This is a genomic window from Aurantiacibacter luteus (genome assembly GCF_001010945.1).
Classification (GTDB): domain Bacteria; phylum Pseudomonadota; class Alphaproteobacteria; order Sphingomonadales; family Sphingomonadaceae; genus Alteraurantiacibacter; species Alteraurantiacibacter luteus.
This window is the reverse complement of the sequence record NZ_LBHB01000001.1, coordinates 96,119-110,531: the sequence shown is the minus strand read 5'-3', so window position 1 is coordinate 110,531 and position 14,413 is coordinate 96,119. Positions and strand designations below refer to the sequence as shown.

At 67.1% G+C, this 14,413-nt stretch carries 13 protein-coding genes; 3 read left to right on the top strand and 10 right to left on the bottom strand.

The features are described from left to right. Window positions 1-12: 12 nt before the first annotated feature. Together AAW00_RS00445 and AAW00_RS00440 are read right to left on the bottom strand one after the other, a co-directional pair. A complete protein-coding gene (locus AAW00_RS00445; protein WP_047002411.1) occupies window positions 13-987 on the bottom strand; it encodes a helix-turn-helix domain-containing protein in 975 nt (324 codons plus the stop codon). A 65-nt stretch (window positions 988-1,052) separates the two neighbouring features. Then, on the bottom strand, window positions 1,053-2,342 hold the full coding sequence (locus AAW00_RS00440) for an adenylosuccinate synthase (protein WP_047002410.1): 1,290 nt from the start codon (window positions 2,340-2,342) through the stop codon (window positions 1,053-1,055). A gap of 124 nt (window positions 2,343-2,466) precedes the next feature. On the opposite strand from AAW00_RS00440, the gene AAW00_RS00435 reads away from it, so the two are divergent. Together AAW00_RS00435 and AAW00_RS00430 are read left to right on the top strand one after the other, a co-directional pair. Further along, a complete protein-coding gene (locus AAW00_RS00435) occupies window positions 2,467-3,576 on the top strand; it encodes a DUF5694 domain-containing protein (protein ID WP_047002409.1) in 1,110 nt (369 codons plus the stop codon). A gap of 40 nt (window positions 3,577-3,616) precedes the next feature. After that, window positions 3,617-4,429, top strand: coding sequence for an aldo/keto reductase (locus AAW00_RS00430; protein ID WP_047002408.1), 813 nt, complete (start codon window positions 3,617-3,619; stop codon window positions 4,427-4,429). Here the strand turns inward: AAW00_RS00430 and AAW00_RS00425 are convergent. The 3 genes from AAW00_RS00425 to AAW00_RS00415 form a co-directional block, all read right to left on the bottom strand. Beyond that, window positions 4,419-5,540: an ATP phosphoribosyltransferase regulatory subunit gene (locus AAW00_RS00425; protein WP_047002407.1), complete on the bottom strand. Its 1,122-nt coding sequence runs from the start codon at window positions 5,538-5,540 to the stop codon at window positions 4,419-4,421. The two genes, AAW00_RS00430 and AAW00_RS00425, sit on opposite strands and share 11 nt — an antisense overlap. Window positions 5,541-5,565: 25 nt before the next feature. Continuing rightward, window positions 5,566-7,167 carry a phosphoglycerate dehydrogenase gene (serA, locus tag AAW00_RS00420; protein WP_047002406.1) on the bottom strand — a complete coding sequence of 534 codons (1,602 nt, stop codon included), beginning with the start codon at window positions 7,165-7,167 and terminating at the stop codon, window positions 5,566-5,568. A gap of 154 nt (window positions 7,168-7,321) precedes the next feature. After that, window positions 7,322-8,482: a phosphoserine transaminase gene (locus AAW00_RS00415; RefSeq protein ID WP_047002405.1), complete on the bottom strand. Its 1,161-nt coding sequence runs from the start codon at window positions 8,480-8,482 to the stop codon at window positions 7,322-7,324. A 202-nt stretch (window positions 8,483-8,684) separates the two neighbouring features. Here AAW00_RS00415 and AAW00_RS00410 point away from each other — a divergent pair, with 202 nt between their 5' ends. Continuing rightward, entirely contained in the window at window positions 8,685-9,395 is a 711-nt protein-coding gene (locus AAW00_RS00410) for an extensin family protein (RefSeq protein ID WP_156169884.1), read from the top strand. 143 nt (window positions 9,396-9,538) lie between these two features. On the opposite strand, the gene AAW00_RS00405 is transcribed toward AAW00_RS00410, so the two are convergent. The 5 genes from AAW00_RS00405 to AAW00_RS00385 form a co-directional block, all read right to left on the bottom strand. Next, window positions 9,539-10,234: a response regulator transcription factor gene (locus AAW00_RS00405; protein WP_082124860.1), complete on the bottom strand. Its 696-nt coding sequence runs from the start codon at window positions 10,232-10,234 to the stop codon at window positions 9,539-9,541. A 174-nt stretch (window positions 10,235-10,408) separates the two neighbouring features. Continuing rightward, complete coding sequence (locus AAW00_RS00400) at window positions 10,409-11,164, bottom strand: proteasome-type protease (protein WP_047002403.1); 756 nt, start codon at window positions 11,162-11,164, stop codon at window positions 10,409-10,411. Between the two features lie 45 nt (window positions 11,165-11,209). Beyond that, the gene (locus AAW00_RS00395; RefSeq protein WP_047002402.1) at window positions 11,210-12,025 is read right to left on the bottom strand and encodes a transglutaminase family protein; all 816 of its coding nucleotides are present in this window, start codon (window positions 12,023-12,025) and stop codon (window positions 11,210-11,212) included. A gap of 17 nt (window positions 12,026-12,042) precedes the next feature. Beyond that, window positions 12,043-12,987 (bottom strand): alpha-E domain-containing protein, encoded by a 945-nt coding sequence (locus AAW00_RS00390; protein WP_047002401.1) that lies wholly within the window; start codon window positions 12,985-12,987, stop codon window positions 12,043-12,045. 15 nt (window positions 12,988-13,002) lie between these two features. Then, complete coding sequence (locus AAW00_RS00385; protein WP_047002400.1) at window positions 13,003-14,412, bottom strand: circularly permuted type 2 ATP-grasp protein; 1,410 nt, start codon at window positions 14,410-14,412, stop codon at window positions 13,003-13,005. Between the last annotated feature and the right edge of the window lies 1 nt (window position 14,413).

Sequence of the window (14,413 nt, the reverse complement as noted above, 5' to 3'; positions counted from 1 at the left end):
TGCCGGAGAGGCTCAGGCCATCGCCAGCGCGTCCTTGCCGACCTCGGCGAAGAAACGTGCCATGGCGTCGGCGGCCTTGTCCGACAGCTCGATGAAAGCGCGGCGGCGGTCGGCATCGTCTTCCACCCGCACGAACAGCCCGGCATCGACCATCTGGCCTATCCACCTGAGCGCCGTGGTCGGCGGCACGCCCGAGGCGATGCACAGCGAGGTGACGGAGACGCGCGCGTGCTCCACCCGCGCCGCCGTCAGGTCGAGCAGCATGTCCCAGGCGGGATCGGCAAACAGGTCGCCATCGAAGAACTTGGCCCGTGCGCGGCGGTGGGCCAGCACCTGGCGCACCAGCCGCGCGTCCGGCAACGGCGGGCGCGGCTTGCGGATCAACTCGGGCTCGGCGCGCCAGCCCTCGGAGGGGCTTTCGAACCGGAAGGCCCCGCCGCCCGCGCGCTGGCCCCAGCCACCGCCGGATTTGTCCATCCGATCAAGTCGTTCGGCGATGCGGCCGACCTGCTCGGTCAATCTCAAGAGGTTAAGACGATCATCTTCGGACAGTTCGCGCAACCTCATATTGGGAAGGTCTGCCAGTGCGCGACCGAGTGCAATTACGCGTTCTGCCCTAATAGCGTTAACCAAGAATTGAGGTTTAGATTGGGAACAGCAACCGAACACCGTGTCGAGATATTCCATCGAGGTGGAGACGATCAGTCGCGCGCCGGAGCGCGAGACCCGCTCGTCCAGCCGCGTCAGCGCCGCCATCGCCTTGCCGTCGGGCTGCGGGCAGTCGACCAGCACCAGTTCCCCCAGCGAACGCGCATGGCCGGCCATGAGCTCGTCGAGCCCGCCGGTGTGCAGCAGGGTGAAACCCGCCTGCGCCACGTCGTCTTCCATGTCGCCGCGCAGGCGCGCATCGTCGGCAAAGATCGATACGCCCAGCGGAATGCCCGCCGGGTCGGCTGCCAGTGCATAGGCGAAATCGGCCTGCGCCATCGTTCGGTCTCCTGAGTCGCGTTATTGGAACAGGAGTAGAACAGAACGGGCTCAAGTCAAGATCGTCAATCCGCGAAAGGGTCGCGCACGAGGATCGTGTCGTCGCGTTCCGGGCTGGTCGAGACGCTGGCGACGGGACAGTGGATCAGCTCTTCGATGCGGCGAATATACTTGATCGCTTGCGCCGGCAGGTCGGCCCAGCTGCGCGCGCCGACGGTGGTGCCCTGCCAGCCTTCGATCTCTTCGTATATCGGCTCGCAGGCGGCCTGGTCCTGCGCGCTGGCGGGCAGGTAGTCGAGCACCTCGCCCCGCAGGCGATAGCCGGTGCAGATGCGGATGGTCTCGAACCCATCGAGCACGTCGATCTTGGTAAGCGCCACGCCCGTCACGCCGGAAAGCGCGCAGGTCTGGCGCACCAGCACCGCGTCGAACCAGCCGCAGCGACGTTTCCTGGCGGTGACGGTGCCGAACTCGTGGCCGCGCTCGCCCAGTCGCTGGCCGATCTCGTCTTCCAGCTCGGTCGGGAAAGGGCCGCTGCCGACGCGCGTGGTATAGGCCTTGACGATGCCCAGCACGAAGCCCGCCGCGTTCGGCCCCAACCCGCTGCCGCTCGCCACGGTGCCCGAAACTGTGTTGGAGCTGGTGACGAAGGGGTAGGTGCCGTGGTCGACGTCGAGCAGCACGCCCTGCGCGCCCTCGAACAGGATTTTCGCCCCGCGCTTGCGGATATCCACCAGCCGCTTCCACACCGGCTGCGCGTAGGTAAGCACAAATGGCGCGATCTCTCGCAGGCTCGCCAGCAGCGCGGCGCGGTCCACCGGTGGCTCGCCGAAACCGGCGCGCAGGGCATCGTGATGGGCACACAGGCGGTCGAGCAGCGGTTCCAGCTCGTCGAGGTGCGCGAGATCGCACACGCGGATGGCGCGGCGGCCGACCTTGTCCTCGTAGGCGGGGCCGATGCCGCGCCCGGTGGTGCCGATCTTGCCCTTGCCCGCCGCCGCCTCGCGCATCACGTCGAGCTCACCGTGAACGGGCAGGATCAGCGGGCAGTTGTCGGCGATGCCGAAGTTCTCGGGCGTGATGGATACGCCCTGCCCTTCCAGCTTGTCGATCTCCGCCTTCAGCGCCCAGGGGTCGAGCACCACGCCGTTGCCGACGAGGCTCAGCGTGCCGGTGACGATGCCCGAAGGCAGCAGGCTCAGCTTGTAGACCTTGTCGCCCACCACCAGCGTGTGCCCGGCGTTGTGGCCACCCTGGAAGCGCACGACCACGTCGGCGCGGCTCGCCAGCCAGTCGACGATCTTGCCCTTGCCCTCGTCGCCCCACTGGGCCCCGATCACGGTGACGTTTGCCATAGTCAGAGCTGTCCTTCGCGCGTGAAACCGTGGGCGCGTTAGGCGCTGGCGGGCACGAGGGCAACCGGGGAGCACGCGGCTTTCCCCTTGGCGCGGAGGGCCCCGCTATGGCATCGGCGGCTGCATGGAACGGACCCCCCGCGCCCTGCTGGCGCTCGCCGCCCTCGCGCTATCGAACAGCCCCGCCCTCGCCCAGGACGATCGCCCCGGCGCGGCAACCGAATATGCCGATGCCGCGGCGCGCGAGCGCGGCAACCTGAGCCAGCTCGCCGTGCTCGGCACCAGTCATCTCTCCTCGCTGCCCGACGACTTCGACACTGCCCGCTTCGATGCCCTGCTGGACCGGCTGGCGGCCTGGGCGCCCGATCGCATCGCCATCGAGAGCATCGGCGGGGCCGAGTGCGCGTACCTGCGCGACTACGCCTTTGCCTATCCGGACGTGGCGGAAACCTATTGCCTCAATCCCGCACCCGCGCTCGCAGCGCTCGGGATGACGCAGCCTGCCGCCGCCGAGGAACTGGAGGCCATGCTCGCCGAGGCCGCGGCAGACCGCCCTGCCGCCGAGCGCCGCCGTCTCGCGCTGCTGTTTCTTGCCACCGGCAATCCCACCTCGGCCGCCGTGCAGTGGCTGCGCCTGCCGCCGGAAGAGCGGGTGGCGCAGGGCCCGCTGACCGCCGACCTGGCGGCCTATCTCGACCGGCGGCTGACGCGGCAGAACGAGGACAACATCATCGCCGCGCCGCTCGCCGCCCGGCTGGGGCACGAGCGCGTCTGGCCGGTGGACGAGCAGCGCGGCGTGCGCTGGCTGACCCCGATTGCCGAGGAAGACTTCGGTGCCGAAATGATGGCGTTGTGGAACAACCCGGCGACGCAGGAGCGCATGGGCAACCTGACGGGCTGGGACGCACGGGTCGCGGCGGGCGAGCCCGTCATAGACTGGTACCGCTACATGAACTCACCCACGGAGCAGCGCCTGGCGGTGCAGGGCGATTTCGCCGCGGCGGCGGGCTCCACCCTGCCGCGCGGCGCCGGCCGACAGTATTTCGCCTACTGGGAGATGCGCAACATGCGCATGGCCGCCAACGTGCGCGAGGTGCTGGGCGACGGCTACCGCGTGCTCGCCGTGGTCGGTGCCTCGCACAAGCCCTATTACGAACGCTACCTCGGCATGACGAGCGACGTCGAGATCGCCGACTTGGACGCGATCCTGGCCGCAGAGGCGAATGGCGGATAGCTTGCGCGGTTCGTGCGTTGGCCTCCCAAAAGGAGACCACATGACCGACCAACCTACCCTCACCCTCAACGATGACCGCCAGATCCCGCAGCTGGGCTTCGGCACCTGGAAACTGGAGGGAGAGACCGCGACCGACGCGGTGAAATCCGCGCTCGATGTCGGCTACTGGCTGATCGACACCGCCTCGATCTACAAGAACGAAGAGCAGGTGGGCCGCGGCATCGGCGAATGGAGCGACATCTTCCTCCAGACAAAGATCTGGAACGACGACCAGGGCTACGACAAGGCGCTGGCCGCCTTCGATGCGAGCCTTGAGCGTCTGGGCCGCGACTATGTCGATATGCTGCTCATCCACTGGCCGGTGCCGAGCGCTGGCAAGGCGGTCGACACCTGGAAGGCGCTGATCGAGGCGAGAGACCAGGGCAAGGCCAAGTCCATCGGCGTCAGCAATTTTCGTGAGGAAGACCTGAAGGCCATTGTCGATGCGACGGGCGTGGTGCCCGCGCTCAACCAGATCGAACTGCACCCCAGCTTCCAGCAGCGAGACCTGCGCCGCGTGCACGACGAGATGGGAATCGTTACCCAGACCTGGTCGCCGCTCGGCCAGGGCGAGGGATTGCAGGGCGAGGTCGTCGGCCGCATCGCCAAAGAAGTTGGCGCACCCGCCTCCGCCGTCATCCTCGCCTGGCATCTGCAACACGGGCTGAACCCGCTGCCCCGCTCCAGCAGCCGCGATCACATCGCCGAGAACTTCCGCGCGCTGGAGGTGACGCTCTCGGACGAGCAGATGGCCGCCATAGACGCGCTCGACAGCGCGGACGGCCGCATGGGGCCCGAACCGTCTAGCTTCTGACGGAAATGGCCTCAGCGCCATCGAGGCGGTGCGAGCAGCCCAGCTCCGCCGCCTCGTCGGCTTCGGAGAGCGCCGCGACCGTTCGCCAGCCTTCCGATCGCAGGCGCGCAGCGGCCTCGCGGTCGTGCCCAAGCGGCAGGAACAGGCGGCGGCCTAGGTCCTCATCGGCCTTGACCGCCTCCACCAGACCTTCCGGGTAGAGCGAGAAGCCCGTCGCGGCCTCGTCGCTGCCGCCGATGCGATAGGTGCCCCCGCGCCCCAGCGCGCCGCGCACGCCATCTGCGTAAAGGGTGAAACCCAGCCAGCTCTGGTAAGCGAAGCCGTGGCGCTCGCTGGGGTCGAGCGTAAGGCGCGCCCTTCCACGCACACGCTCGGCGATCTCCTTCAGGCCCGCGATGCGGCTATCGAGAACGCCCGCACCGTCGATCGCGTCGAGGCGCTCCACCGCCTCGTCGAAAGCGCCCGCGGCGTGGATCAACGGCAGGTAGGCCTCGCCCCCCGCCTCCACCAGTCCGCCAGCGTCCTTGGCGTCGAGCTCGCGCCGAACGGCCTCGCGCGTGGCAGCGTCCAGCGGCAGCGGGCCATCGGCCAGCGTATCGACGAGATCGGGCAGCGTGAAATCGACCGAGACCCCGGTGGCGCCCGCGGCCTCCAGCGCCTCGATGGCGACCTCGACCACCTCGCCCGCGGCGGCCACGCTATCCGCGCCGACGAGTTCGGCCCCCAGCTGCAATTCCTCGCGCCGGGGATCGAGCATGTCGCCCGCGATACGCGCCACCTGCCCGGCGTAACACAGCCTGAGCGGGCGTGCCGCGCCGGAGAGGCCGGTGGCCGCGATCCGCCCGACCTGCACGGTGATGTCAGAGCGCAGGGCCAGCGTGCGCAGGCTTTTGGGATCGACGAAGCGAAACATCTGCCGCGTGGATAGGCCGTCCATGCGGCTCGCCATGCTGGCCTCGAACTCGATGAGCGGCGGGCGCACGCGGTCATACCCGTGGCTGCGCATCACGTCGAGCACGGCGCGCTGGATGCGGGCGACCGCCGCCGCGCTTTGCGGCAGGCGATCTTCTAGGCCCTCGGGAAGGAGGTCGCGGGTCGGGTCGGTCGTCATGGCCGGTGCCCTAACCGCGACGCTTTCAGAACGAAAGCGACTTCACCTTCTTCACGCCTTCCAGCGCGCAGATGGCCTTTACCGTCGCATCGTCGGGCTGCTGGTCGAGGCTGAGCATCAGCACGGCATCGCCGCCCTGGTGCTTGTCCGGCAGGCGGCGACCCAGGTGGAAGTTGCCGATGTTGACCCCGGCATTGCCCAGCGTGGAGCCGAGCCGTCCGATGAAGCCCGGCGCGTCCTCGTTGACGATGTAGATCATGTGGCCTTCGAGGTCGGTCTCGATCCGCGTTCCGGCGATCTCCACCAGCCGCATCTCGTCCTCGCCGAACAGGCTGCCGGCCACCTCGCGCGTGCGGTCGGGCGTCTTGGCGACCACGCGCAGCAGCGTGTGGTAATTGCCTTCCTTGCCGCGCCGCACCTCGCGCACGTCGAGCCCGTTCTCCTTGGCGAGGATGGGCGCGTTGACCATGTTGATGGTGTCGGAGAAGGTGCGCATCATGCCCGCCAGCACGGCGGCGGTGATGGGCTTCAAGTTCAGTTCGGCCGCCGCGCCTTCGACCTCGACGGTCAGCGATTTCACGCCTGGCCCCTCGAGCTGGCCGACCAGCGAGCCGAGCTTCTCGGCCAGCGCGATATAGGGCTTCAGGCGTGGGGCCTCCTCGGCGCTGAGCGAAGGCACGTTCAGCGCATTGGTGACGCCGCCGGTGACGAGGTAGTCGGCCATCTGCTCGGCGACCTGCAGCGCCACGTTGACCTGCGCCTCGGTGGTCGAAGCGCCCAGGTGCGGGGTGCAGGTGAAGCCCGGCGTGCCGAACAGCGGGTGGTCGGCGGGCGGCGGTTCGGTGGCAAAGACATCGAGCGCGGCGCCGGCGATGTGGCCGCTGTCGAGCCCGTCCTTCAGCGCCGCCTCGTCGATCAGCCCGCCACGCGCGCAGTTGACGATCCGCACGCCCTGCTTCGTCTGCTCGAGCCGCTCGCGGCTGAGGATGTTGCGCGTCTCCTCCGTCAGCGGGGTGTGCAGCGTGATGAAGTCGGCGCGGGCGAGCAGATCGCCCAGATCCACCTTCTCCACGCCCAGTTCCAGCGCCCGCTCGGGCGAGAGGAAAGGATCGTAGGCGACGACCTTCATCTTCAGGCCCTGCGCGCGGGAAGCCACGATGGAGCCAATGTTGCCCGACCCGATCAGGCCGAGCGTCTTGCCGGTCACCTCCACGCCCATGAACTTGGACTTGGGCCATTCACCCGCCTGCGTCTCGGCATTGGCCTCGGGGATCTGCCGGGCGAGCGCCATGATGAGGGCGATGGCGTGTTCGGCGGTGGTGATGGAATTGCCGAACGGCGTGTTCATCACCACCACGCCCTTGGCGCTGGCGGCGGGAATGTCGACGTTGTCGACGCCGATCCCGGCGCGGCCGATCACCTTCAGGTTGTCGGCGGCGGCGAGAATTTCCTTCGTCACCTTAGTCGAGGAACGGATGGCGAGGCCGTCGTATTCGCCGACGCGCGCGGCGAGCTGTTCCGGCGTCTCGCCGGTGATGACATCGACGTCGCAGCCGCGCTCCTCGAAGATGCGCGCGGCGTTGGGGTCCATCTTGTCGGAAATGAGGACTTTGGGTTTCTGGGACATATCAACCTCGGAAAACAAAATCCGCTCGCCCTGAGCCTGTCGGACTCGCAGAGGGCCTGAAAGGCCAACGGTCGTCCTTTCCTCTGGACGCGGCGGAAAAAGAAAAGCGATCCTTCGACAAGCTCAGGATGAGCTGTGAAGGGACAAGCAGTGGCTAGAGCCGCCCGGCCTGCGCCTCGGCATAGGCCCACTCGATCCACGGCAGCAGGCGCTTGATGTCCTCCTGCTCGACCGAGCCGCCGCACCAGATGCGCAAGGACGGCGGGGCGTCGCGGTAGCCGTTGAAGTCGTAGCCGACGTCCAGCGCTTCCAGCTTGGAAGCAATGTTCTTCGGCACCGCGGCCTGATCGTCGGGCGAAAGGCTCTCGTACCAGTCGCCCTGGAAGACCATGCACACGCCGGTGTTGGTCCGCTGGGCCGGGTCGGGCACCATGTTTCGCAGCCACGGTGTCGCCTCGATCCAGTCGGTGACGATCTTCGCGTTCGCGTCGGCGCGCTCGAACATGGCCTGACGCCCGCCGATAGACTGCGCCCATTCGAGGCTGACGATGTAATCCTCGGTCGCCAGCATGGAGGGGGTGTTGATGGTCGCGCCTTCGAAGATGTCGCGGTTCAGCTTGCCGCCCTTCTTCAGGCGGAACAGCTTGGGCAGAGGCCAGGCGGGATCGTAGCTCTCGATGCGCTCGACGGCCTTGGGGCTGAGGACCAGCATCCCGTGCGCGGCCTCGCTGCCCATCACCTTTTGCCACGAGTAGGTGGTGGCATCGAGCTTGGCCCAGTCCATCTCCTGCGCGAAGACGGCGCTGGTGGCATCGTTGATCGTCACGCCCTTGCGGCCTGGAACCAGCCAGTCGGTGTCCGCGATCTTCGCGCCCGAGGTGGTGCCGTTCCAGGTGAAGACGACGTCGTTGTCCTGCGGGATGCTGGCGAGGTCGGGGATTTCGCCGTAGTCGGCCTCGAGCACGGTCAGGTCGGGCAGCTTGAGCTGCTTGACCGCGTCCTGAATCCACACGTTGCCGAAGCTTTCCCACGCCGCGACCGTCGCCGGCCCGGCGCCCAGCATGGTCCACATCGCGCATTCCAGCGCGCCGGTGTCACTGCCAGGCATGATGCCGACGAGATAGTCGTCGGGCACGCCCAGCAGTTCGCGGCTGAGGTCGATGGCGTATTTGAGGCGGGACTTGCCGAGCTTCGAGCGGTGCGAACGGCCCATACTACGGGTGTCGATCTTGTCCAGCGACCAGCCCGGAGGCTTGGCGGTGGGGCCGGACGAAAAGAACGGGCGCTCCGGCTTCAGAGCGGGTTGGTCAGTCATGTATTCTCTCCTTGCAGAGAGCTCGCGCGGCGTTGGGACCGCGTGGCCCGCCGGCGGCACTAGGGATGCGTGGTCACGAGTCAAAGGTTACTTGCGAAACCGTCTGCCGGTTCCGCCGCCCGCGACGATGCGGCGCGTTAGAGCGGTGTTAACCATGCCGGTCCTAACCACGGGGGACGCTGAACGCCGCAGGATGATCGCCATGAGGACCATCGCGCTACTCCCTCTCCTGAGCCTCGCGCTCGCGGGATGCTCCATGCTGCCGGGCGGCGGCGGTGAGCGGGACGCCCGCACGACGAACGCGGGCCGCGCGTCGACCGCCCCCGCTCCGCGCATCGCCGCGCCGCTGCCCGCCGCCCGCAGTGCCGCCGCGGCGCAGTGCCTGAGCGCACTGGGCCAGAGCGGCGTGCGCTTCGACCCCCTGCCCGACCGGTACCGCGAGCAGGGCTGCGCCACGCTCGGCACTGTGCAGATGCATGCCCTTCGCGGCGATTCGGGCGATCTCGGCGTCAGCAACATCGGCCCCGTCACCTGCCCGGTCGGCGCCGCATTCGCCGCCTGGGCGCGGTTCGGCGTGGACCGCGCGGCGCGGCAGATCCTCGGCAGCCCGCTGGCGAGCATCCAGACGATGGGCAGCTATTCGTGCCGCAACGTGGCGGGCAGCACCCGCCGATCGGCCCACGCCACCGCGGCGGCGATCGACGTGGGCGGCTTCACCCTCGCCGACGGGCGGCGCATTACCGTGCAGGCGGGCTGGAACGGCGGCACCGCGGCCGAGCGCGAGTTCCTGCGCACGGTGCAGCGCAGCGCCTGCCGCCGCTTCGGCACGGTGCTGGGCCCGGACTACAATGCCGCGCACCACGATCACCTTCATGTCGAAGGCGTGGTCGAGGGGAATTCGTATTGTCGATGAGATTCACCCCGGTCGGCGACCATCCGACCGCAAGCCTGTCCTGAGCTTCGCCGACGGGCGCGACCGCCCGCCCGCAGCGGGCGCGGCGGAAGGCGGAGCGCGTCTAGCGAGGACGAAGCCGCGGACGCGGCTTCGCAGACAGATCACCCTATTCGCTGCGGGATGATCATGGTCTGGATCAGTTCGCCCTGCGTGTCAGTAGCGCGCCGGGCCGCCGCCACCGGCTTTTTTCGGCGACGTGTCCCCGCCTCGAGCCGCAGGCGAACCGCCTCGGCAGCGTGGTTGGCGCCCAGCTTGCCCATCATGTTGGCGCGGTGAATCTCCACCGTGCGCGGGCTGATTTCCAGCTCGCGGGCAATGGCCTTGTTGGAGCAGCCCTCGCTCAGCCAGTCGAGCACCTCGCGTTCGCGCTTCGACAGGGCCGAGATGCGTCGGCGCGCGTCGATCAGGCGTCGCCGCGCCTCGGCATGGCGGCCGGCATCGGAGCGGACATGGGCGACCACGCGGCGCAGTTCGTCCTCGGTCATCGGCAGCGAGATGAAGTCGAGCGCGCCCGCCTGGATCGCCGCCACGACCTCGTCCACGCCCGGATCCTCGCAAGCGGCGACCAGCGGCAGCCAGATGCCGTTGTCGGCCAGTTCCTCGAGCAGTTCGACCGTCCCTTCCCGGGCCACGTTGCTGGAGGCGACGATGATGCCGTCCACCGGCGGTCGATCGAGCAGCTCGACGAGATCGGAGTAGACCTCGGCATGGTGGCCCATCGACAGCACCATCCGCGACTGGGCGGCGCGCGAACGGCTGTCGCCGCCCACGATGTGCATCGTAATTCGCTGATCCATCTGAATTGCCCCGCAAATTGTGATGCGGGGACTGTGCCGTGGAAACGCGGAGAAAAGCATTCCGTAAAACTACGGAAACGCACTTAGTGGGCAGTGATCTTGCGAGTAATTAGTCAGTTTCTGTGTCGCTCAAGCTATCAGAGCATTTCAACGTCAGGCAAATTCGCGGCAGCACTACGTAGTTTCACTGGGCTGGTAAAACGAGTAATCCGGCAGCGAGTGGAAGGCGTTGCGCAGCGCGTCGCTCCAGCTGCTCGAGATCGCGTCGAAATAGGGATCGGTGTGCTCGATGCGCTTCTCGTGCGTGCGCTCGAAGGTGTCGCGTTCGATCACCAGCAAGTCCAGCGGCAGACCGACGGAGAGATTGGCCTTGAGGGTCGAATCGAAACTGACCATCAGCAGCTTTACCGCGTCCTCGAAGCTCATCTGCCGGTCGTAGCCGCGAATGATGATGGGACGGCCGTACTTGGTCTCGCCGATCTGGAAGAACGGCGTGTCGAAGCTCGCCTCGATGAAATTGCCTTCCGGATAAATCAGGAACAGGCGCGGCTCCATGCCCTTGATCTGGCCGGCCAGGATGATCGATGCGGTGAAGCGCCCGCGCCCGCGCGCGCCGTTGCTCTCCTGCGTCTCCTTCACCGTTTCGCGCAGCAGTGCGCCGGTTTCGGCGGCCACCTGGAACATGGTGGGCAGTTCCATCAGCGAGTTGTTGCGCTCCGCCGGGGTCTTGGTGCGCTCCTCCAGCTTGCTGATGACTGCCTGGGTAGTGGCAAGGTTGCCCGCGGTCATCATCGAGATGATCCGCTCGCCGGGCTTGGACCAGGTGAACATCTTGCGGAACACCGAGATGTTGTCGACGCCCGAGTTCGTCCGGGTGTCGCTCATCAGCACGAGGCCTTTGTCGAGAACCATTCCAACGCAATAGGTCATGGGCAGGGTCTACCTCCGGGCGGACACGCGGGCAAAGGGCGCGGCTTACTGTTCCACCGTTTGCTGCTCCACCGAGAGATCGACCTGAAGATCCTCGGTCAGCGCGCCGAAGGAAATGCCGGTGACGGGCGCTGCGTCGGCATAGTCGCGGCCCGTCGCCACGCGCACGTAACGCGGATCGGGACTGATGCCGTTGGAGATATCGAAGCCCACCCAGCCCAGTCCCTGCACGTGCGCCTCGGCCCAGGCGTGGGTCGCGTCCTGTTCGATGCGGTCGTTCATCATCAGGTAGCCGGACACATAGCGCGCCGGGATGTCGAGACTGCGCGCGGCGGCGATGAAGATATGCGCGTGGTCCTGGCACACGCCGCTTCCGCAGACGACCGCCTCTTCCGCCGTCGTGTTGACGCCCGTGGTGCCCACCCCGTATTCCACGCTTTCGCGGATGGCGGCGGACAGGTTGTGAAGGGTGCCGACCATGCCGTCTGCGCTGCGCTCGACCTTGGCGATCAGCGCCTTGATCTTCGGCCCCGGCTTCGTCAGCGGCGTATAACCGAGAAAGGCCCACAGCGGCAGGTGCCCGGCGTGCTGTCCGATGACGCCCGCATTGTCCTCGGTCTGCACGTGACCCTGGCAGGTCACGACGACCTCGCGCGCGCCCTCTTCCACCGCGATCAGGGTGACGTGGTTGAAGTTCTGGTCGTCGTAGCTCAGCTGCTCTTGCGCGCCTTCGTAGAACATCGACCAGTCGAGGATCGTCTGGCCCTGCGTTTCCTTGGGCGTCAGGCGCAATCGCTGGACGCCGTGCGACACGGAATCGGCGAAGCGATAGCGCGTGGTGTGGCGGATCGAGAGGCGCATCGTCTGTCTCCTCTCCCCTAGTTGGTGAAACGATAGTCTTGGGCGATGGCACCGGCGATGGCCTGGTTGCCGGCGATGAAGTCGATCAGGAATTCGTGCAGACCCTGGTCGAAGATCTGTTCGATCGTGCGATCGGCGAGGCGCAGGTCGGCCTCGCGCATGCGCATGTGCGCTTCGTTCTCCTCGCCGTGGAGCTGGGCAAGCTCGGAAAGGTTCTGGCGCATCATGGCGTAGCAGAACACGAGGCTGCGCGGGAACCGCGTGTCGAGGATCAGGAAGTCGGCGATGGAGCGCGCGTCCATGCGCCCTGCGTTAAGCCAGCGATAGGCGCGCTCGGCCGAAAGCGAGCGCAGCACGTTGTCCCACTGCCCGCTGTCGAGCGCAGTCCCGACATAGCTGAGCGAGGGAAGCAGCAGGTAGTATTTCACATCGAGGATTCGCGCGGTATTGTCCGCCCGTTCGAGGAAAGTGCCCAGCCGCGCGAAACCGTAGGTCTCGTTGCGCAGCATGGAGCCGTGGGTCGCCCCGCGCGCCAGCGTGCTCTCCCGCCGGATGGCGTGCAGGCACTGGTTGAGGTTGGCATCGCGCACGGGCTTTTCCAGCAGGTCGCGCAAGGACATCCACCCCTCGTTGACCGCTTCCCAGACCTCGCCGGTCAGCGCCGAACGGCACGAGCGGGCATTGGTACGCGCGCGTTCCACCATCGACAGCACGCTTTCCGGATTGTGGCGGCTGCGCAGCACGAAATCGCTCACCTGCGCGCCGGTATAGTCGCCGTGCCGCGCCTCGTAGGCGCTCTTGAGGCCGAGCGTGGTCAGCACCGACTTCCATTCCTGACTGGCGACGTCCGGCCCGCGGGTCAGCGTCATGCGGTGCCCGGCGGCGAGCAGGCGCGCGGTATTCTCCGCCCGTTCGAGGTAGCGGTACATCCAGAAGATGCCGTTAGCGACGCGGCCTAGCAAGATAGCGGCCCCCTCTCAGTCATCGAGCACCCAGCTGTCCTTGGTGCCGCCGCCCTGCGAGGAGTTGACCACCAGCGAACCCTTCTTCAGCGCCACGCGGGTCAGTCCGCCGGGGGTGATTTCCACCCCGTCGGGCGAGCACAGCACGTAGGGCCTCAGGTCGACGTGACGCGGGGCGAGACCCTTGCGGGTGAAGATCGGGCAGGTCGAGAGCGAGAGCGTGGGCTGGGCGATGTAGTTGTCCGGATCGGCGATGAGCTTGGCGCGGAAGGTCTCGATTTCCTGCCTGCTCGACGTCGGGCCGATCAGCATGCCGTAACCGCCCGAGCCGTGCACTTCCTTCACCACCAGTTCGGCAAGGTTGTCGAGCACGTACTTGAGCGAATCTGGATCGGCGCAGCGCCAGGTATCGACATTGGGCAGCAGCGGCTTCTCGCCGGTGTAGAATTCCACGATGTCGGGCATGAACGAATAGATCGCCTTGTCGTCCGCCACGCCCGTGCCCGGCGCATTGGCGATGGTGACCCGGCCCGCGCGGTAGACATCCATGATGCCCGGCACGCCGAGCACGCTGGCGGGATTGAAGGTGAGTGGATCGAGGAACTCGTCGTCCACCCGGCGATAGATCACGTCGACCGGCTTGAACCCTATCGTGGTGCGCATCTGCACGCGGCCGTTCACCACGCGCAGGTCGCTGCCCTCGACCAGTTCCGCGCCCATCTGGTCGGCGAGGAAGGCGTGTTCGTAGTAGGCGGAATTGTAGATGCCCGGCGTCAGCACGGCGATGGTCGGCTTGCCGCCCGAACCCTTGGCCACCGCCTCGGGCGCGCAGGCGGCGAGGCTGTTGGCGAGGCGGCGCGGATAATCCGACACGGGGCGCACGTTCACCTTGCTGAACAGCTCGGGGAACATGGCCATCATCGTCTCGCGGTTTTCCAGCATGTAGCTGACGCCCGACGGAGTGCGCGCATTGTCCTCCAGCACCAGGAATTCGTCCGGGCCGGTCCGCACCAGGTCGATGCCGGTGATGTGCGTGTAGACGCCGCCGGGCGGGTTGAAGCCCACCATCTGCGGCAGCCAAGCCTTGTTGTTGCGGAACAGGCGTTCGGGCAGGCGGCCGGAACGGATGATCTCCTGCCGGTGGTAGAGATCGTGCATGAAAGCGTTCAATGCCCTCACCCGCTGCTCGATGCCCTTCGACAGCCGCCGCCACTCGCCCGCAGTGATGATGCGCGGCACCATGTCGAAGGGGATCAGCCGTTCCTCGGCATCGTCCTCGCCATAGACGTTGAAGGTGATGCCGGTGCGGCGGAAGAAACTCTCCGCCTCGAAGTTCTTCGAGCGCATCCAGCTCTCGTCCTGCGCGCCCAGCCATTCCTGATAGCCGGCATAGGCCTCGCGCACCGAACCGTCGGGCGCGTGCATC